This is a genomic window from Arthrobacter hankyongi (genome assembly GCF_022012395.1).
GTDB classification, from domain to species: domain Bacteria; phylum Actinomycetota; class Actinomycetes; order Actinomycetales; family Micrococcaceae; genus Crystallibacter; species Crystallibacter hankyongi.
The window spans coordinates 43,636-61,335 of sequence record NZ_JAKLTQ010000009.1; the positions used below are offsets into that span (position 1 = coordinate 43,636).

Genomic DNA, 17,700 nt, shown 5'->3' on the forward strand with positions numbered 1-17,700 from the left:
CTATCGCCCGCTGCCGACAAGCCGCACCGGCACCTCTTCCCAAACTTGGGCGGGATAGTTGTGGTTATCCCGCTGGATAACCACAACTATCCCGCCCAAGTTTGTGATGGGAGGGAAAACCGGGCCCTACGGGGCCTGGAAGGTGCCCACGGTCATCAGGACGATCTTCTCGTTCGCGCAGCCGAGCGTGGACTGCGGCGCCACCAGCGAGGCCGTGTCGTTCGGCGGGTAGACCCGGACGCCGGCGACCTCGGTCGGCTGGCACTCCGTGCCGTAGTTCTGCGCATTGGTCTGCTGCACCTCGGCGACGGCGCTGCCGCCGGGGGCCACCGTCACCGCCGTCACCGCAGCGTCCGGATTGCGGTCGGCCGGTGCGCCTACCTGCTTGCCGGCGGCATCCACGTAGGACAGCCCCGGGTAACCGCGCAGCGTGCACGCGGTGGTGCCGGTGTTCGCCAGGACCACATTGCGGTAGACGCTGCCGGCAGCCCCGCCGCCGGGCTGGGTGACGATGCTGGCCTTGAGTTGGGCGGCTTTGCAGTCGCCGCCGGTACCCATGGCTCCGCCGGTGGCCGGGGCCGATGCGGTGGCGGCCGGGGTCGACGCAGCGGTGGTCGGCGTGCCTGAGGCGGTGGCCGCCGCGGAGGCGGACGCGGGGCTGCTGGCCGCATTGGAGCCCGTGGGGACCAGGCTCTGGGGCTGCCCGCAGCCGGTCAGGCAGAGGACCGCTCCCGCCGACGCTGCTGCCATTGCCGTCCACCAACGGTTGCGTTTCATGATTCCTCCGTCGCCCCGAACACTGCGTTACCACCCCATTATGCGTGCGCCGGGGCCGGCGGGCGCCCAGCCGGGCTGCCGTTTCCCCAAGTCACCGGCAATTTATTTGGCCGGCCTGCCGGGCGCGGGCAGCTTCGCGGGCCGTGGCCCCGGAAATCCGGGGCCACGGCGTGCGGCGGTGTTCGCTGTGGTGCGCGATGGTGCCGGTGCCTGCTGCGAAGCGGCGGGGTCCGGACTAGTTCTTCTGCTTGCGGGTGCGCAGCAGCGCGGCGCCGCCGGCCACCAGTCCGAGCAGGCCGGCGACCAGACCGGTCCAGCCCGCGGCGGCCGAGCCGCCGTCGCTGCTGGTCGCGGAGGCGGGTTCGGCCGCCACCTCGTGGGCCGCCGCTGCGCCGTGGCCGTCCCCGTCCGCGGATGCCGCGGTGACGGTGAAGGTGGGAGCCGGGGATTCCAGGTCGTGGTCGTCCTGGCCGGCGGCCGGGACCTGTGCCCAGTCCGTCTTGCCCTTCTCACAGGTCTGCAGCACCGGGAAGGCCAGGGTCTTGCCCTCGGCGGCCGGCACCTTCACCTGCACCTGCAGGGTGTCGCGGATGCCGTCGGGCAGCGGGGTCTTGGCGGTGTAGACGATCTTGCTGGTCCGCTCGGTGATGGTGGTCCCGGACTCCAGTTTCTTCGGGGCGTCCAGCTTTTCGGTCACCTTTTTGACCTCCCAGCCCGGGTGGGCCGTGGGGGTGGCGTCATCCAGTTCGGCCGGCAGGGAGATGGCGATGCCGGTGGTCGGGGAGCCGTCGCAGCCGTGCGCGAAGGAGAAGGTCAGCACCGAGGTGGACCCGGCCGCGGTGCTGTCCGGGGTCACATGCACGTGGGCCGAGGCGGCGGAGGCCCCGGCGGCGAGCAGGCCGGCGGTGGCGGCGGCGGTCAGGGCGGTCTTCAGGGTACGGCGGGAGGAGGTGTTCATGGCAGTGCCTTTCAATGGCGCGCGGGCGCGCGCAGGAACAGTAAGAGGGAAAGTACGGCCGGAGCCGGAAACTGTTGAGCGTGCGCAGCCCGCCCCGCACGCTTTGCGCACGGGGACCCCTGGCTGCTCGCTTAGGCGACTGCCGGAGGCCCGCGCCGCGGATCCAGCCGGTGGTGGATAAGGGTCCGGGGCAGCGGGAGTGCCGCCGGTGCCTCCGCCCGCGTTCCGGCCGGCGGAAGCACGACGGCGGCGGGCAGGTGGACGAGCGGGCGCAGCCAGGCCAGCAGGGTCCAGAGGGCCTGCTCGCCCTTGAGCAGCATCAGGCCGGCCAGCACGCTGGCCAGGATGTGGGCGGCGGTCATCGCCGCGCTGCCGGAGTGGTCCAGGCCGGACGCGGCGGCGCAGTCCAGGGCGGCAACGTCCCCGGGGAAGGTGTGCCAGGCGTGCAGCGTGCCGGCCGCTCCGCCGGGGGTGCAGGAGGCGGTCACGCCCAGGGCCGTGAAGGCCTGGTGCAGCACCCACTGGCCGCCGCCGAGCAGCCCGGCCAGCGACGCCGCGCCGAGCCTGCGCCCGGCCAGCACGGTGGCCGGCAGCATGGTCAGCGCCGCCAGCGCGGCCAGGATGCCGGGGGCCGGCAGCGTTCCGCCGCCGGCGACGTGGGCGGCCGCGGACAGGGACAGCACCACCGAGGCGACGGCGGCCGAGCGCAGCAGCCGCCATAAGGCGCCGGTCTGCATGCTGCCCCCTTCCCCGGAATGTCTTCTACGCACCGTCGAATAGTTGTTGGAGTTTACCGCGTCACCGGGCCACCGGCCGATTCCTGCGGCCCGGCGCCGGTATTAGACGTGATGGTACGGACGCCCGCCTGCGATTTCCTGAGACCGGTAGAGCTGCTCGACCAGGATCAGCCGGACCAGCTGGTGCGGGAAGACCAGCTTGGACAGCGACCAGACGAAGTCCGCCCGCTGGTGGACGGCCGCGTCCACCCCGTAGGCGCCGCCGATGATCAGGGTGACATTGCGGGCCGCATCCAGCGGCTGCTGCAGGGTGCGCGCCAGCGTGGGGGAGTCGATGTTTTTCCCGCGCTCGTCCAGCAGGATGACGAAGTCCCCGGCATGCTTGCCGCCCAGCCGGGCCAGCAGCGCCTCGGACTCCTCCCGGCGCGCCGCATCGTTCTCCCGGGCGGAGTGCGGGATGGTCAGCCAGACGGTGTCGAAGGGCTTCTTCAGCCGCTTCTCGTAGCGGGCGATGCCTTCGGCCACCCAGGGCTCGTGCTTGCGTCCGACGGCGAGGATGCGCAGCGCCACAATCAGGCCCCGGTGCCGGGGAACTTGCGGACCGTGAGGCTCTGGGCGGCGCGGCCGAGCAGGCCCTGTTCGTCATACAGTCCGGACTCGGTCAGCCCCACCCCGCCGGCGCCGAAATGCACCGTCGTATCCAGGCCGGTCCAGCCGTCCTCGGGCTGGCGGAAGAGGTGGACGGTCAGTTCCACATTCGGGAACATGTATTCGCGCGGGCTCTGCCGGACGGCGATGCCGTTGGCGGTATCCACCAGGCCCAGGAAGCGGGCGACCGGCTCGGTCGGCTCGCCGTCGACGATCGCCAGCGGGGTCCGGACCCAGGCCGCACCGCGGCCGGGGCCGCCGTCGTACGCCGAACGGCACTCGATGGATGCGATGTAGCCGCCGGGCCAGGCGGTCTCGATTCCATGCGGCGGGCATTCGGCCGGCGGCCGGAGCCGGCCGCCGGGGCCGCCGGCGACGTCGCTGGTGTCCCCGGCCAGCAGCCGCCAGATGAACGCGCGGATGGCGGGGCGGCCGTTGCCGGCCAGCGTGGCCTCGATCAGTTCGATGGTCCGGCCCGGACGGACCACCTCGGTGCGCACCTCGATTTCGCCGCCCGGGATCACCCCGAGGATTTCGAAAGTCACCTGGCTGATCACCATCTCCGGGCGCGGATGGCTGCGCAGCACCTCGTGGACCAGCAGGCCGGAGGCCGGGGCCATGTGCTGTTCGTGGTCGTTCCAGGCGCCCTGCGAGTGCAGTGTGGAATGGAAGCGGGGCCCGTCCAGCCGCACATAGTAGGCGTCGGGAACGGGGCCGCCGCCGGCACCAAGGTGCTCGCGGGCGGAAGTCGTCAGGGAATCGGCCATAAAGCCAGTCTAGTGAAGCCGCCGCCGCGGCCGGTCCCGGCTAGAGTCTGCCCATGGCGTGGTTCTACACGGTCCTGGGCGCGGTCCTCATCGCCGCAGGGCTGGTGGATGTCTTCCAGACCCTGCTCCATCCCGGCGGCCGGGGCAAGCTCAGCCGGCTGGTGACGCGGGCCGTGTGGGCGGCCGGCAGGATCGCCGGCGGCCCGGTCCGGTCGATCGTCGGCCCGCTCGCCATCGGCGCGGTGGTCACCATGTGGGTGGTGCTGGAGGTGCTGGGCTGGGCCCTGATTTGCCTTCCCTACGTCCCGGATGGTTTCTCGTATTCTCCGGGGCTGGAACCGACGGCGTATCCGGATGCCGCCGAAGCGCTCTACATCTCGCTGGTGACGATCTCGACGCTGGGTTTTGGCGACGTCGTCGCCACCGACGGCGGGCTGCGCCTGCTCCTGCCGCTGGAGTCGCTGACCGGCTTCGCCCTGCTGACCGCGGCGGTGTCCTGGTTCCTGCAGATCTATCCGGCCCTGGCCCGCCGGCATGTCCTGGCGATCCGGCTGGCCATGCTGGAGCGGACCGAGTACGCCCGCATCCTCGACAGTGCCGACGACACCAGCAGCAGCCGGATGCTGGAGATCCTGGCCCGGGACTTCATCCAGCTGCGGGTGGACCTGATGCAGAACCCGGAGACCTACTATTTCCACGAACCCGCTGCGGAGATCCTGCTGCCGGCCCCGCTGGTGCACGCGTACGAGCTGGGCCGCCGCGCGCGGCAGTCCCGTCGGCACGACCTCCGCCTGGCCGGGGAACTGCTGACTGCGGCGCTGGACGACCTGGCGTTCTTCCTGCGGAGCGAATTCGGCGGGCCGGGAGAATCCCCGGTGGAGATATTCCGCTCGCTGGGCGTCAGCCGGGGGGAGGACTGAGGGCCCGGCGGCAAATGCGGACCGGACAAAGCGGAAGGGCCGGTTTCCTGCGATGGCAGGAAACCGGCCCTTCCGGGTTGGCGGTGACGGAGGGATTTGAACCCTCGTTGGCTTTTACACCAAACATCATTTCGAGTGATGCACCTTCGGCCGCTCGGACACGTCACCAACGCCATAACTTTACCCGGTGTTCGGCTGCGGTCCCAAACCGGGGCTGCCGCCGGGCGGATTGGCCGGGATTTGCGCGGCCCGGGGTGGCGCCGGCGGGCGGCCGCTGGCATGCTCTGAGCGGCAGCACCGCCCGGACGAGGAGGACAGGTATGGACCGCAGGCACATTGCCATGGTCGGGATTCCGGCCCCGGGGCATGTGAACCCGGGCCTGGAAGTCATCCGGGAACTGGCCGCCCGCGGCCACCGGGTCAGTTACGCCAACGATCCGTCCTTCCGCGGCATCATCGAGGCCACCGGCGCCGGGTTCGTGCCGTACCGGTCCACCCTGCCCCGGCTCGGCGGAGACGGGAAACCGGACGGGGGCCCGGAATCCGGCGGGGCTTCCTGGGACGGCGACGTGATCGACCAGCTCTCGATCTTCCAGCGGGACTACGAAGCCATGCTGCCGCAGCTGCGTGCCGCCTTCGACGCGGACCGGCCGGACCTCTTCCTGTACGACATCGCCGCCGGACCGGCCCGCATCCTGGCCATGCAGTGGGAGCTGCCGGCCATCCAGCTCTCGCCCACCTACGTGGCCTGGGAGGGCTACGAAGAGGACATGCGCGGGTTCACCGACGGGCTGAAGGCGGATCCGCGCGGCCGGGCCTACTTTGACTGGCAGGCCGCGTTCCTGGCCGGGGAGGGCATCGGCATGGACCCGGCCGAATTCTTCGGCCGCCCGCCGCGCGCCGTCGTGCTGATCCCGGAAGTCCTGCAGCCGAACGCCGACAGGGTCAACCGTGAGGTCTACACGTTCACCGGCCCGGCCCTGGCCGCCGCCACCGGGCAGTGGCAGCGGCCGGCCGCGGCCGAACACGTGCTGCTGGTCTCGCTCGGCTCGGCCTTCACCGACCGGCCGGAGTTCTACCGCAGCTGCATCGAGGCCTACGGGAACCTGCCGGGCTGGCACGTGGTGCTGCAGATCGGCCGGTACGTGGATCCGGCGGTGCTGGGGCCGGTGCCGGCGAACATCGAAATCCACCCGTGGGTGCCCCAGCTGCGGATCCTCGAGCAGGCGGACGCCTTCCTGACCCACGCCGGTATGGGCGGGGCCAGCGAGGGCCTGTTCACCGGCACGCCGATGATCGCCGCGCCGCAGGCGGTGGACCAGTTCGACAACGCGGACGCGCTGGTGGCCGCCGGCGTCGCGGTGCGGATCGAAAGCGCGGCGGCGGATGCGGACCTGCTGCGCCGGGCCCTGGCCGAGGTGCGCTCACCCCAGGTCGTGGCGCGCTGCGCCGGGCTTGCCGCCCGGCTGCGGGCGGCCGGACGGGCCGCCTAGCGGTGCCCGGCGAAGAAATCGCGCAGCAGCGCCCCGCATTCGTCCTCGCGGACCCCGGGGTAGACCTCGACCCAGTGGTTCAGCCGGCGCTCGCGCAGGATGTCGAAGACGCTGCCGGAGGCGCCGGCCTTCTCGTCCCAGGCGCCGAAGACCACCCGCGGTATCCGCGCCAGCACAATGGCTCCGGCGCACATGGCGCAGGGTTCCAGCGTGACCACCAGGGTGCAGCCGTCCAGCCGCCAGGAGCCCAGCGCCCGGGCGGCCTGGCGGATGGCCACCATTTCGGCATGCGCGGTCGGGTCCTGATGGGCCTCGCGCTCGTTGCGTCCGGTGCCGACCACGGACCCGTCCGGACCGACGACGACGGCGCCGATCGGCACGTCCGCGCTGGCCAGCGCCAGGCGCGCTTCGGCCAGCGCCAGGCCCATCCAGCGGCCGTGGCTGCCGGAATCAAGGCGGGGGGTGGTGGAGTCCGTCATGGGCCCAATTCTTCCCGCCCCGGCGTCCGGGTCCAAGCCGCGGGGAGGCGGCGATCGCTACCGTCCAGCCGCCTCCCGCTCCTCGCTTCGCTCGGGGCGGGACCCTCGGCGTCTAGACTGGGTGCCATGCGCGTTCTCGAGGTCGACCACCCCCTAGTTGCCCACAAGCTGACGGTCCTTCGCGACCGCAACACCCCGTCCCCGGTGTTCCGGCAGCTGACCGAGGAACTGGTCACGCTGCTGGCCTACGAAGCCACCCGGGAGGTGCGCACGGAGCCGGTGGAAATCGAGACCCCGGTGACCCGGACCGTGGGCACGGCCTTCACCAAGCCGACGCCGCTGGTGGTGCCGATCCTGCGTGCCGGCCTGGGCATGCTCGAAGGCATGACCAAGCTGGTCCCCACCGCCGAGGTGGGTTTCCTGGGCATGGCCCGCAACGAGGAGACGCTCGAGGCCATCACCTACGCCGAGCGGCTGCCGGCGGACCTGACCGGCCGCCAGGTGTTCGTGCTGGACCCGATGCTGGCCACCGGCGGCACGCTGCGCGAGGCGGTCAAGTTCCTCTTCGCACGCGGGGCCTCGGACGTGACCTGCATCTGCCTGCTGGCCGCGCCCGAAGGGCTGCAGGCCCTCCAGTCGGAGCTGGCCGAGGCCAATGTCACCATCGTGGTGGCCTCCATCGACGAACGGCTGAACGAGAAGGCCTACATCGTGCCCGGTCTGGGCGACGCCGGGGACCGCCTCTACGGCGTGGCCGGCTAGCAGCCGGTCCGGAGAGCGGGCACCGCCCGCCGGGCCTGCCGTTACTTCGCGGTCGGCCGCAGTTCACCTTTTGTCCAAATAGTGGACGTTTTGCCAAAACGCCGCAGTTCTGCTTCGTGTGCCGCGTGGGCGTATGCCCTGTGAATAGGGCAAAAACTGCGCATTTGCAGTGGAAAGCATGCTTTCTTTCGGTCGCCGGAACCTGTTTGGACTGTGAGCTGCGCCACAAATAGCCGGAAAATCTCATTATGTGAGACGATTCGGCTTTTATTACTTGCACGTACCCTTTGTTACGACCAATATCTATGGCGTGAACAACATTGCAACAGCATCTGCAGCCGCAGCGACCCGGATCGGAACGTCCCCCGGGAGACGATGCTGTTGTCGAATGCAGGCCTAGCTCGGCATCCCAGAGTTATCCAGGCAATTCCTTCTGTCCAATGGCGGGCAACTTCATCCCGTGCGGGCACACAATGCATTCGCGCCGCGGTGACGGCCATTCACACTATGAGGTAAGAAATGTCAGTTTCATCCGGATACGTCCACATCTCAGTCCGCAACGCCCAGAACCGTGCCGCGGCGGCACAGCGCCAGGGCGGTGCCCGGCTGCTGGACCAGCAGGGCCACCGCGTGCTGCGCCCGGTCCCGGGCCAGGCGGTCCCCGACCAGGCACATCCCACCACCGCGCCAACCCCGGTTGTTGTCCCCAACGGAACCCCCGGTCCGCAGGCAGTCAGCAATGACACTGTGGCTCGAGGGTTCGTTTTGTATGTGGGCCTTGACGAGGCAGCCGCCGCCGCGGCCGGCACCTCGCTGACCCGGCTCGCTTCGCAGGTCCGCGCCTACGTGCAGAGCCTGGCCCCCGCCGCGCAGAGCCATGCGGCCGTGGCGCTGGCCCCGTCCGATGCCCCCGGCGAGAACATCGACGTCGTCCGCCAGGCGCTGGGGGACCCGACGGCCGGCCGCCGCCCGCGCACCGAGGCCCAGCACGCCCCGCAGCCGGCGGCGCAGAGTAGCCGCCCCAGCGGTGTGCTGATCGACCTTTCGCGCCGCGAGGTGCATCTGGACGGCGAGACCCTGAACCTGACGTTCAAGGAGTTCGAGCTGCTGAACTACCTGGTGGAGAACGCCACCCGCACGGTGGGGCGCGAAGAGCTGCTCTCGGGCCTGTGGAAGAACGCGGAAGAGGTGCCCAACGAGCGCACCATCGACGTGCACATCCGCCGGCTGCGCTCCAAGCTGGGCCGGCTGGCCAACACCGTGCGTACCGTGCGGGGCCAGGGCTACCGGTTCTACGAGCATCCCGAGGTTGTTGTCTGGGCCGCCCCGGAGTACTCGATCTAACGGCCGAGGGACCCGCCGCGAGCGAAGCGAGCCAGAGAGAGGTCAGGGGTCCCCGTGCGCGAAGCGTGCGGGGCAGGCCTCGAACGGGGAGGACGGTAGATCGCTAGCTGACGCCCCGCGTCAGAGCCCGTATTTCTCCAGCAGCCGCAGCCAGACTTCGCTGATGGTGGGGTAGCTGGGGACGGCATGCCAGAGCCGGTCCACCGGCACCTGCCCGACGACGGCGATGGTGGCCGCGTGCAGCAGTTCGGCCACGTCCGGGCCGGCGAAGGTCATCCCCACCACCACCCTGCGGTCCTCGTCCACCACCATCTGCGCCCAGCCGGCGTACCCGTCGGCGTGCAGCGAGGAGCCGGCCACGGAGATCGGCAGCTCGGTGGTGCAGACGTCCAGGCCTCGTTCCCGCGCCATGTCCGCGGTCAGCCCCACCATCGCCACCTCGGGGTCGCTGAAGACCACCGAGGGTACCGCCGCCTCGTCCGCCGTGGCCGCCCACGGGCTCCAGGCCGCCGGCTCGCCGTCGAGCTCTCCGGCCGCGCGGGCCGCGATGGCGTCCCCCGCGGCGCGCCCCTGGTACTTGCCCTGGTGGGTCAGCTGCGCCTTGCCGGCGGCGTCCCCGGCTGCGTACAGCCAGCCGCCGTCGACGCCGCGGACCTGGCCGCTCGGATCCACGCGCAGCCGCTCCGGCTCCAGTCCCAGTTCCTCCAGGCCCAGGCCGGCCAGCGCCGGTTTCCGGCCGGTGGCCACCAGCAGCCGGGCGCCGCCAACCTGCTCCGGAGCGCCGCCGTCGGGGGCCAGCTCCAGCCGGTAGCCGTCCGCGTCTCGGCCTGCCGTGCGGATAGCCGTGTTCAGCCGCAGATCCACCCCGTCCGCGCGCAGGCCCTTTTCCACCAGCCGACGGGCCGGCTCGGGGTAGCGGCCCAGCAGGTCCCGGCGGGCCACCAGCGTCACCCGGGCGCCGAGCCGGGCGTAGGCCTGGGCCAGCTCGGTTCCGGACACCCCGCCGCCGAGCACCAGCAGGCTCTGCGGGACCTCGGCGGCGGCCGTCGCCTCGCGGGTGCCCCAGAAATCCAGCGCGTCCAGTCCGTCCACCGGCGGGACCGTGGGGGTGGAGCCGGTGGCCAGCACGACGGCGCAGCGGGCCTCAATGCTACTGTGCCCACCATCTGCCCCGGCCACGGATACCTGCCGGACGCCCGCCAGCCGGGCGGTGCCGCGCAGCAGGCGGATGCCGGCGTCGTGCACCCACCGGACCTGGCCGGCGTCGTCCCAGTGCGAGGTAAAGCCGTCGCGGCGCCGCAGCACGGCCGCGGCGTCCAGCTGGCCGGTGACGGCCTGCCGGGCGCCCTGGACGCTGCGGGCGGCCTGCAGCGCCGCGCCCGAGCGCAGCAGCGCCTTGGACGGCATGCAGGCCCAGTAGGAGCATTCGCCGCCGACCAGGTCGCGCTCCACCAGAAGGGTCTCGAGCCCGGCGCGAGCGGTGCGCTCGGCCACGTTTTCGCCCACCGCGCCGGCACCGATGACGACGACGTCCACGGTCAGGGTCTGCTCCGTCATGGTCCGAGCCTTCCACCGGCGCCACCGGAGGGCAAGGGCCGGTAGCGTCTGCCGGCCTCCCCGATCGAGGCCTGCCCCGTACGCTTCGCGCACGGGGCCTCTGGCCTCCCGCGGCCCGCTTCGCTCGCCGCGGGGCCCTCGGCCAGTAGACTGCGTCGCATGAGCGGACATCATGTGAAGCGGCTGATGATCATGCGCCATGCCAAATCCGCATGGCCCGACGATGTGGCGGACCATGAGCGTCCGCTGGCCAAGCGCGGCCACCACGAGGCGCCGATGGTGGGCCGCTGGATGGTCGAGAACGGCTCCCTGCCGGACTTCATCCTGTGCTCCTCGGCGCTGCGGACCCGGCAGACCTGCACCTGGGTCTGCAGCGAGCTGGGGGAGAAGGCCCCCACTCCGCTGCTCTCGGACGAGGTCTATGCGGCCTCCGGGGACCGGATCCTGCACGAAATCAACCACCTGCCCGGCGGCATCACCAATCTGCTGGTCATCGGCCACATGCCCGGCGTGCAGGAACTGGCGATGCGGCTGGCTTCGGTCGAATCCGACGAGGAGGCGGTGATGAACATGGCCTCGCACTATCCGACCTCCGGGCTGACCGTCCTGGAGCATGCCAAGGAGTGGGCCGAACTGGACGGGCGGGACGCGAAGGTCACGAATTTCGTGGTGCTCCGGTAGGCAGCTGCTGCGGCCGGGCCGGAAGCCGTCCCCGGGCCCCTGGACCGCCGTCGGGCTGTCCCACGCGGGCCGCCGGCCCAGGAAACGCAAAAGCCCCCGCCGAAGCGGGGGCTTTTGCATTCTATGGTGCGCCCAGAGGGATTCGAACCCCCGGCCTTCTGTTCCGTAGACAGACGCTCTATCCAGCTGAGCTATGGGCGCTTGGCCTCGCGGCCGGAAATAACTCTAGCGCGCTCTGGCCGAGTTTCCAAATCGGCGGGTTTTGCGCCCGTTTCCCCGGAATTCCGCGGCTGTTCCCGGCCCGGCAACTGTCCAAAACCGGAAAACGGCCGAAACCGAGCTGAAGATGTGTCGAAGGCCGCGGGCGATTCATCTGAACTAGACCGGTCTATGTGACCTTTATCACAAAATTTGGCTGTCGATTTTTGAAAATAATGCTGAATACCGCGGAAATTCGGGAAATTCGCGATACGAACACCGCGAATCGGTCCTTTGGAGGGAAAATCGGAGATGATCCGGTCTACCTGCCAGCCCCTACCATCGTTAGACACCACTGACCTAGCGAAGGGGAGAGAGTCATGGGCGATACTGCGCGTCAAACCGTCCTTGAGGGGGCACTTATGGAAGCACCGACCACTCACGAGAAGCTGCGTTCCTGGGTTTCCGAGGTTGCCGAACTCACCCAGCCCGATTCCGTCTATTGGGTCGACGGGTCGGAAGAGGAATACGCGCGGCTCACCGGCGAGCTGGTGGAGGCCGGCACGCTGCGCCGCCTGAACCCGGAACTGTTCCCCAACTCCTTCGCCGGTTTCTCCGACCCCAAGGACGTGGCCCGGGTCGAGGACCGCACGTTCATCTGCTCCGAATCCAGGCGCGACGCCGGCTTCACCAATAACTGGATGGATCCGGGCGAGATGAAGGCGATCCTCAAGGACCGTTTCAACGGCAGCATGCGCGGGCGCACCATGTACGTGATCCCGTTCGTGATGGGTCACCTGGATGCCGAGGACCCGAAGTTCGGCGTCGAAATCACCGACAGCGCCTACGTGGTCGCCTCGATGCGCATCATGGCGCGCATCGGCACGGACGTGCTGCGCAAGATCGAGCAGACGGATGCGTTCTTCGTCCCGGCGCTGCACTCCGTGGGCGCCCCGCTCGAGCCGGGCCAGGCCGATGTGCCGTGGCCGTGCAGCGACGAGAAGTGGATCGTGCACTTCCCCGAGGAGCGCTCCATCTACTCCTACGGCTCCGGCTACGGCGGCAACGCACTGCTGGGCAAGAAGTGCTACTCGCTGCGCATCGCCTCGGTGATGGCCCGCGACGAGGGCTGGCTGGCCGAGCACATGCTCATCCTCAAGCTCACCAGTCCGGAGCAGAAGGTCTACCACATCGCTGCCGCCTTCCCTTCGGCCTGCGGCAAGACCAACCTCGCGCTGCTGGACCCGACCATCGACGGCTGGAAGGCCGAGACGCTGGGCGACGACATCAACTGGATGCGCTTCGGCAAGGACGGTGAACTGCGCGGGGTCAACCCGGAGTTCGGCCTGTTCGGCGTGGCGCCGGGCACCGGCTGGGGCACCAACCCCAACGCCATGCAGGCGATCGCCAAGGGCAACTCCATCTTCACCAACGTGGCGCTGACCGACGACGGCGGCGTGTGGTGGGAAGGCATGACCGAGGAGGTCCCGGCGCACCTGACCGACTGGCAGGGCAATGACTGGACCCCGGAGTCCGGCCGTCCCGCCGCGCACCCGAACTCGCGCTTCTGCACGCCGATCAGCCAAGTCGACATGCTCGCCGCCGAGTACAACGACCCGGAGGGCGTGGAGATCAACGCGATCCTCTTCGGCGGCCGGCGCAAGACCACGATCCCGCTGGTCACCGAGGCCCGCGACTGGACCAACGGCATCTTCATGGGCTCCACGCTGTCCTCGGAGACCACTGCCGCGGCCACCGGTGCGGTGGGCGTGGTCCGCCGCGACCCGATGGCGATGCTGCCGTTCATCGGTTACGACGCCGGCGACTACCTCAAGCACTGGATCACGCTCTCCGGCGAGGGCAACCAGGCCCGGCTGCCGAAGATCTTCCTGGTCAACTGGTTCCGCCGCACGGCCGACGGCGGTTTCGCCTGGCCGGGCTTCGGGGACAACTCGCGCGTGCTCAAATGGGCCATCGAGCGGATCGAAGGCAAGGCGGACGCGGTGGAGACCCCGATCGGCTTCATCCCGACCGGCGACTCGATCGACCTGACCGGCCTGGACATGACCCCGGCCAACGTCGAGGAAGCCGTGAAGGTGGATCCGGCCGAGTGGGTGGAGGAACTCAAGGGCATCGAGGAGTGGTACGCCCGCTTCGGCGGCTCGCTGCCGCAGGAGCTGGCCGACCAGCTCGAGGAGCTGAAGAAGCGCTTCGCCGCCTAGCAGCAAAGAGCTACCAACGGGGAGGGGTCCCGGCCGCACGGCCGGGGCCCCTCCCCGTCTCCGTCCGGTCCATAGCTCACGGCAGAACTGGTGGCTGAGGCTGTGTGGGATCCGGCGGCAGCGCTGTCCATCCGCTCCGGTTGCGCCGGCCTTGCTCCGGCGGTAGCAGCTTCTGCCGCCGGAAGTCGGTCGTGAGAGACTCGGTGCATGGCAAATTCCCCCACGGGTGATTCGGTCATCACCCGGGTGGTGCGCCTGATGAGCGCCTTCGACCGGGACCTGCCGTCGATGACCTTGTCCGGCCTGGCCCGCCGCGCGGACCTGCCGCTGACCACCGCCCACCGGCTGGTCGAGGAGCTGGTCAGGCACGGGCTGATCGACCGGCTGCCTGGAGGGGAGCTGCGCCCGGGCATGCGCATGTGGGAGCTGGCCGCCCGCGGCTCGCAGGCGCTCACGCTGCGCGAGATAGCTCTGCCCTTTATGGAGGACGTCCAGGCGGCCGTGCACCAGCACGCCACCCTGGCGGTCCTTGACCATGGCAGCGTGCTGTATGTGGAACGCCTATCGTCTCCCGATTCCCCCTTGGACGCAGCGCATATAGCCCAGCGGATGCCGCTGCATGCCGCCTCCTCGGGGCTGGTCCTGCTGGCCTACTCCTCGCCGGAATTCCAGCGCGAAGTCCTCGCCGGGCCGCTGGAAAAGGTGACGCCTGAAACCCTGACTGATCCGCAGTTGATCCGGAAGTATCTGGCCGAGATCCGGCAGCGCGGCTATGTGGCGCTGCCGGGCATCGGGGTCACCGAGTGGACCGGCATTGCGGTACCGGTTCTGGGACCCGGCAACGGGATTGCCGCGGCCCTGAATGCCATTGTGCCGCGGGCAGAAGCCAACGTCCCCTTTGTCGTTCCGGCGCTGCTCACGGCGGCCCACGGCATTTCCCGCGCACTCGGCGCAGAAAGCCGGCATCCGGCCAGACGGCCCTAGCCACCCCACTTCTTCCGTTCAACGGAAGCGTGCTGGGGCTGCGGGCAAACTGCCAGCATGCTTAAACGAGACGTGGATCACGTCATCGCGGGGCCGGCCGAGCCGGTACCCGTTTCCGCACAGACTCACCCATTCCTCCCTCAGGGCTGCCCTGCGCCTACTTCGGCGCGGCTGGGAACAGCCTGGAAAGCAGGACAACGATGTCTCTTACCACTACCGAACGCAGCGCGGTACAAGGGCTTTCCCGCCCCGGTCTGGACCGCGGCCTGCCCCCGTACTCCCATGAGTTGGCCTGGCCCGAGGGTCTGGAGCCCTTCAAGGTCGTCGACGACGGAAGCCAAGGCGATCCGTACGCGCACTATGCCTGGATGCGGGAGAACGCCCCGGTGCTCCGGGCCCACTCTCCGGTCTCCGATGTTTGGTTCCTCTCCCGCTTCGACGACGTGCGCAAGGCCATGCGTGCCCCGAAGGTCTTCTCCTCGCAGGTCGTTGATCCGGTGCCGCTGACCTTTTTGACGCTCTTCGACGCACCGAACCATACCCGGCTGCGCCAGGTAGTCGCCCAGGCCTTCACTCCCAAGGCCATCGCCAGGTTCGAGGACCGGATCCGCGACAACGCCAACCTCTACCTGGACCGGATGATCGCCCGGGGCGGCGGCGACGCGGTGGACGATTACGCGATCCCGCTGAGCATGTCCACGATCAGCGCCCTGCTCGATGTTCCCGCCGCGGACTTCGAGAAGATGAAGTTCTGGTCGGACGAGACCTTCAGCTACTTCGGCCGGCTGGCCCGCAACGCCCCGGGCACCGGGACGGATGAGCAGAGCACCTTCGAGTTCTTCGCCTATCTGCAGGACACCATGGAGCGGCTCTACGCCGAGGCGAACGAGTCGGTGGGGGGCCACATCGCCCGGATGTGGAAGGAGGGCCTGCTCAGTGAGAAGGAAGCGAAGGAACTGTGCGCCTTCGTCTTCGTTGCCGGCCACGACACCACCACGATCCTGCTGGCCAATGCCTTCCGCATGTACAGCGAGCAGCCGGACCTGCTGGCCAGGATCCGGCAGAGCCCTGAGGATGCCAACCTGTTCGTCGAAGAACTGGCCCGGTACCGTGGTACCGTCCAGCGCGTCAGCCGGATCACCACCGAGGAAGTCGAGGTAGCGGGCGTCACGATCCCGAAGGGCGCGATCGTGCGCCTGCTGCCGGCCGCAGCGAACCGGGACAGTGCCAAGTACCCCGATGGCGAGCAGTTCGACATCGACCGCGACACCAGCGGCCACCTGGGTTTCGGCCATGGCGTACATGCCTGCCTCGGCGCCCCGCTGGCCCGGCTGGAAACCCGCGTGACGGTGGAACTGCTCGCCGCCAGGCTGGGATCGCTCGCCCTGGACCCGCACCAGTCAATCGAGTACGTGCGTGGCAATAACCTGACCAATTCCGGACCGGAACACCTGCACGTCGTACTGGAGAAGTCCAATGGTTGAGCCCGGCATCACCGAACCCGTCGTCATCGTCGGAGCCGGCCACGCCGGCGTCGCCGTCGCTGCCGCCCTGCGCACCCGCGGCTGGAACGGAAGGATCCTGTTGATCGAGGCCGAAAAGGAAATTCCCTACGAGCGTCCGCCGCTTTCGAAGGACCTGCTCAAGCCCGGTGCGCCGGAACAAGCCAGCCCGCTGCGCACCGAGAAGTTCTACGTGGACAAGGGCATCGAGCGGCTCGCCGGGCTCAGCGTCGATTCGATCGACCGGGAGGGCCGGGCCATCCTGCTCGCCGACGGCAGCCGGCAGGGCTACTACCGGCTCGTCATCGCCACCGGCTCCCGGGCCCGGCCGCTGTCTGTTCCCGGCGCCCAGCTGCCCGGTGTCCTGGCCCTGCGCACGCACGACGACGCCGTGGAACTCAAGCGGTCCCTCATGCCGGGCACCCGGGTGGCCATCATCGGCGCGGGCTACATCGGTCTGGAGGTCGCTGCCGCGGCCGCGAAGATCGGCTGCGACACCACCGTGCTGGAGTTTCAGGACCGGGTGATGAGCCGGGTGACCTCCGCGCCGGTTTCGCGCTTCTTCGAGCGGCTGCACCAGGGCAACGGCGTGCGCTTCGTCTTCGGCGCCGCTGTCACCGCGGTGGAGGGATCCGGGCGGGTCGAGCGCCTGCTCACCGCTGACGGCAGCTCCTACCGGGCCGACGTCGTCATCGCCGGCATCGGGGTGCTGCCGGCCCAGGACCTGGCCGAAGCTGCCGGACTGGAATGCCGCGACGGGATTCTGGTCGACGACGCCTGCCGCACCTCCGATCCGCTGATCTACGCGGCCGGGGACGTCACCCGTTTCACCGGCAGCTTTGACGGCACCAGCCAGCGGCTGGAATGCATCCAGAACGCGCTGGCCCAGGCCGAGCGGGTGGCCGAGGATATCACCGGCAGCCCGGCCCGGAGCCCGGAAGTGCCTTGGTTCTGGACCGTCCAGCACGGAGTCCGGCTGCAGACCGCCGGTGTCCGCCATCCTGAGGATGAGGTGATCGTCAGGGGCACCCCGGCCGAGGGAAAGTTCTCCGTTGTCTACCTCCGGGACGGACGGCTGGCGGCCGTGGATACCATCGCCGGGCTGGCGGACTTCCGTCCAGCCAAGAAAATCATTGCATCCGGGGCCCAGATCGATCCGGCAGCCGCCGCCGATCCTGCCATACCGTTGGCCGACGCCGTCCGGGCCCCCATACCTGTCCGTTGAAAGGAACTGCCATGAGCAAGAACGAAGTCACCGTCATTGACCGCGAGGGTTCCGCACAGACCATCGCGTGGGAACCGGAACAGACGCTGATGGAAGCGCTGCGGGACAACGACCTGCCGGTCCTGGCATCCTGCGGCGGGACCGCCTCCTGCGCCACCTGCCACGTCTTCGTGGAGAAGGAGGTCTTCGACAGCCTGGGCGAGCGCAGCGAGGACGAACTGGAACTGCTGGTTGAAGCCGAAGGTTACCGTGAGTGCGGTTCCAGGCTCTCCTGCCAGATCGGGTTCGACTCCGGGCTCAGCGGGGTGACCGTCACCCTGGCTCCCGAAGACTAGGAACCGCCGGCCCCGGCGCAGAATCCGGCCGGCCGGCGCCTTGGCCGGGGTGCACGAAACGGCACTCCGGCCGCGGATACTGATCAATCCGCGGCCGGAAAGCCTAGACCG

17 protein-coding genes and 2 tRNA genes are annotated in these 17,700 nt (G+C 69.5%); 10 read left to right on the plus strand and 9 right to left on the minus strand.

The window, feature by feature from the left end; translation table 11 throughout:
* Positions 1-126: 126 nt before the first annotated feature.
* The 5 genes from LVY72_RS13150 to LVY72_RS13170 all read right to left on the minus strand — a co-directional run bounded on the left by LVY72_RS13150 (position 127) and on the right by LVY72_RS13170 (position 3,887).
* On the minus strand, positions 127-777 hold the full coding sequence (locus LVY72_RS13150) for a DUF4232 domain-containing protein (protein WP_237821555.1): 651 nt from the start codon (positions 775-777) through the stop codon (positions 127-129).
* A 235-nt stretch (positions 778-1,012) separates the two neighbouring features.
* Positions 1,013-1,735, minus strand: coding sequence for a YcnI family copper-binding membrane protein (locus LVY72_RS13155; RefSeq protein WP_237821558.1), 723 nt, complete (start codon positions 1,733-1,735; stop codon positions 1,013-1,015).
* Positions 1,736-1,866: 131 nt separating this feature from the next.
* Positions 1,867-2,472 (minus strand): hypothetical protein, encoded by a 606-nt coding sequence (locus LVY72_RS13160; RefSeq protein ID WP_237821560.1) that lies wholly within the window; start codon positions 2,470-2,472, stop codon positions 1,867-1,869.
* A 102-nt stretch (positions 2,473-2,574) separates the two neighbouring features.
* Positions 2,575-3,042 (minus strand): 23S rRNA (pseudouridine(1915)-N(3))-methyltransferase RlmH, encoded by a 468-nt coding sequence (locus tag LVY72_RS13165; protein WP_237821563.1) that lies wholly within the window; start codon positions 3,040-3,042, stop codon positions 2,575-2,577.
* A 2-nt stretch (positions 3,043-3,044) separates the two neighbouring features.
* Complete coding sequence (locus tag LVY72_RS13170; RefSeq protein WP_237821565.1) at positions 3,045-3,887, minus strand: thioesterase family protein; 843 nt, start codon at positions 3,885-3,887, stop codon at positions 3,045-3,047.
* Between the two features lie 53 nt (positions 3,888-3,940).
* On the opposite strand from LVY72_RS13170, the gene LVY72_RS13175 reads away from it, so the two are divergent.
* Positions 3,941-4,807, plus strand: coding sequence for an ion channel (locus LVY72_RS13175; protein ID WP_237821567.1), 867 nt, complete (start codon positions 3,941-3,943; stop codon positions 4,805-4,807).
* Between the two features lie 78 nt (positions 4,808-4,885).
* On the opposite strand, the gene LVY72_RS13180 is transcribed toward LVY72_RS13175, so the two are convergent.
* A tRNA-Ser gene (locus tag LVY72_RS13180) sits at positions 4,886-4,975 on the minus strand.
* A 152-nt stretch (positions 4,976-5,127) separates the two neighbouring features.
* On the opposite strand from LVY72_RS13180, the gene LVY72_RS13185 reads away from it, so the two are divergent.
* On the plus strand, positions 5,128-6,300 hold the full coding sequence (locus LVY72_RS13185) for a macrolide family glycosyltransferase (protein ID WP_237821569.1): 1,173 nt from the start codon (positions 5,128-5,130) through the stop codon (positions 6,298-6,300).
* Here LVY72_RS13185 and tadA read toward each other — a convergent pair.
* Positions 6,297-6,779, minus strand: coding sequence for a tRNA adenosine(34) deaminase TadA (gene tadA / locus LVY72_RS13190; protein ID WP_237821571.1), 483 nt, complete (start codon positions 6,777-6,779; stop codon positions 6,297-6,299). The genes LVY72_RS13185 and tadA overlap by 4 nt on opposite strands.
* 126 nt (positions 6,780-6,905) lie before the next feature.
* Here tadA and upp point away from each other — a divergent pair, with 126 nt between their 5' ends.
* A complete protein-coding gene (gene upp, locus LVY72_RS13195) occupies positions 6,906-7,541 on the plus strand; it encodes a uracil phosphoribosyltransferase (RefSeq protein ID WP_237821573.1) in 636 nt (211 codons plus the stop codon).
* A gap of 519 nt (positions 7,542-8,060) precedes the next feature.
* Complete coding sequence (locus tag LVY72_RS13200; RefSeq protein ID WP_237821575.1) at positions 8,061-8,885, plus strand: winged helix-turn-helix domain-containing protein; 825 nt, start codon at positions 8,061-8,063, stop codon at positions 8,883-8,885.
* Between the two features lie 120 nt (positions 8,886-9,005).
* On the opposite strand, the gene LVY72_RS13205 is transcribed toward LVY72_RS13200, so the two are convergent.
* Complete coding sequence (locus LVY72_RS13205; RefSeq protein WP_237821576.1) at positions 9,006-10,442, minus strand: dihydrolipoyl dehydrogenase family protein; 1,437 nt, start codon at positions 10,440-10,442, stop codon at positions 9,006-9,008.
* Positions 10,443-10,601: 159 nt separating this feature from the next.
* On the opposite strand from LVY72_RS13205, the gene LVY72_RS13210 reads away from it, so the two are divergent.
* Positions 10,602-11,123, plus strand: coding sequence for a SixA phosphatase family protein (locus tag LVY72_RS13210; protein WP_237821578.1), 522 nt, complete (start codon positions 10,602-10,604; stop codon positions 11,121-11,123).
* A gap of 124 nt (positions 11,124-11,247) precedes the next feature.
* On the opposite strand, the gene LVY72_RS13215 is transcribed toward LVY72_RS13210, so the two are convergent.
* Positions 11,248-11,324 (minus strand) — tRNA-Arg (locus LVY72_RS13215).
* 377 nt (positions 11,325-11,701) lie between these two features.
* Here LVY72_RS13215 and LVY72_RS13220 point away from each other — a divergent pair.
* From LVY72_RS13220 to LVY72_RS13240, 5 genes are all read left to right on the plus strand, one after another.
* Positions 11,702-13,543, plus strand: a complete 1,842-nt coding sequence (locus LVY72_RS13220) for a phosphoenolpyruvate carboxykinase (GTP) (protein ID WP_237821580.1) — start codon at positions 11,702-11,704, stop codon at positions 13,541-13,543.
* 207 nt (positions 13,544-13,750) lie between these two features.
* A complete protein-coding gene (locus tag LVY72_RS13225; RefSeq protein ID WP_237821582.1) occupies positions 13,751-14,527 on the plus strand; it encodes an IclR family transcriptional regulator in 777 nt (258 codons plus the stop codon).
* A 200-nt stretch (positions 14,528-14,727) separates the two neighbouring features.
* Positions 14,728-16,011 (plus strand): cytochrome P450, encoded by a 1,284-nt coding sequence (locus tag LVY72_RS13230; RefSeq protein WP_237821585.1) that lies wholly within the window; start codon positions 14,728-14,730, stop codon positions 16,009-16,011.
* Complete coding sequence (locus LVY72_RS13235) at positions 16,004-17,254, plus strand: NAD(P)/FAD-dependent oxidoreductase (RefSeq protein WP_237821587.1); 1,251 nt, start codon at positions 16,004-16,006, stop codon at positions 17,252-17,254. The genes LVY72_RS13230 and LVY72_RS13235 overlap by 8 nt, the downstream gene beginning before the upstream one ends.
* A gap of 11 nt (positions 17,255-17,265) precedes the next feature.
* Positions 17,266-17,589, plus strand: a complete 324-nt coding sequence (locus LVY72_RS13240; protein ID WP_237821589.1) for a 2Fe-2S iron-sulfur cluster-binding protein — start codon at positions 17,266-17,268, stop codon at positions 17,587-17,589.
* Positions 17,590-17,700: the final 111 nt, after the last annotated feature.

Excerpts from the sequence above, each read along its gene's own strand:
- LVY72_RS13150 (WP_237821555.1), bottom strand. The coding sequence starts at position 777 with ATGAAACGCAACCGTTGGTGGACGGCAATGGCAGCAGCGTCGGCGGGA.
- LVY72_RS13220 (WP_237821580.1), top strand. The coding sequence starts at position 11,702 with ATGGGCGATACTGCGCGTCAAACCGTCCTTGAGGGGGCACTTATGGAA.
- LVY72_RS13200 (WP_237821575.1), top strand. The coding sequence starts at position 8,061 with ATGTCAGTTTCATCCGGATACGTCCACATCTCAGTCCGCAACGCCCAG.
- LVY72_RS13155 (WP_237821558.1), bottom strand. The coding sequence starts at position 1,735 with ATGAACACCTCCTCCCGCCGTACCCTGAAGACCGCCCTGACCGCCGCC.
- upp (WP_237821573.1), top strand. The coding sequence starts at position 6,906 with ATGCGCGTTCTCGAGGTCGACCACCCCCTAGTTGCCCACAAGCTGACG.
- LVY72_RS13160 (WP_237821560.1), bottom strand. The coding sequence starts at position 2,472 with ATGCAGACCGGCGCCTTATGGCGGCTGCTGCGCTCGGCCGCCGTCGCC.
- LVY72_RS13185 (WP_237821569.1), top strand. The coding sequence starts at position 5,128 with ATGGACCGCAGGCACATTGCCATGGTCGGGATTCCGGCCCCGGGGCAT.
- LVY72_RS13170 (WP_237821565.1), bottom strand. The coding sequence starts at position 3,887 with ATGGCCGATTCCCTGACGACTTCCGCCCGCGAGCACCTTGGTGCCGGC.
- LVY72_RS13175 (WP_237821567.1), top strand. The coding sequence starts at position 3,941 with ATGGCGTGGTTCTACACGGTCCTGGGCGCGGTCCTCATCGCCGCAGGG.
- tadA (WP_237821571.1), bottom strand. The coding sequence starts at position 6,779 with ATGACGGACTCCACCACCCCCCGCCTTGATTCCGGCAGCCACGGCCGC.
- LVY72_RS13240 (WP_237821589.1), top strand. The coding sequence starts at position 17,266 with ATGAGCAAGAACGAAGTCACCGTCATTGACCGCGAGGGTTCCGCACAG.
- LVY72_RS13235 (WP_237821587.1), top strand. The coding sequence starts at position 16,004 with ATGGTTGAGCCCGGCATCACCGAACCCGTCGTCATCGTCGGAGCCGGC.
- LVY72_RS13205 (WP_237821576.1), bottom strand. The coding sequence starts at position 10,442 with ATGACGGAGCAGACCCTGACCGTGGACGTCGTCGTCATCGGTGCCGGC.
- LVY72_RS13230 (WP_237821585.1), top strand. The coding sequence starts at position 14,728 with ATGTCTCTTACCACTACCGAACGCAGCGCGGTACAAGGGCTTTCCCGC.
- LVY72_RS13210 (WP_237821578.1), top strand. The coding sequence starts at position 10,602 with ATGAGCGGACATCATGTGAAGCGGCTGATGATCATGCGCCATGCCAAA.
- LVY72_RS13225 (WP_237821582.1), top strand. The coding sequence starts at position 13,751 with ATGGCAAATTCCCCCACGGGTGATTCGGTCATCACCCGGGTGGTGCGC.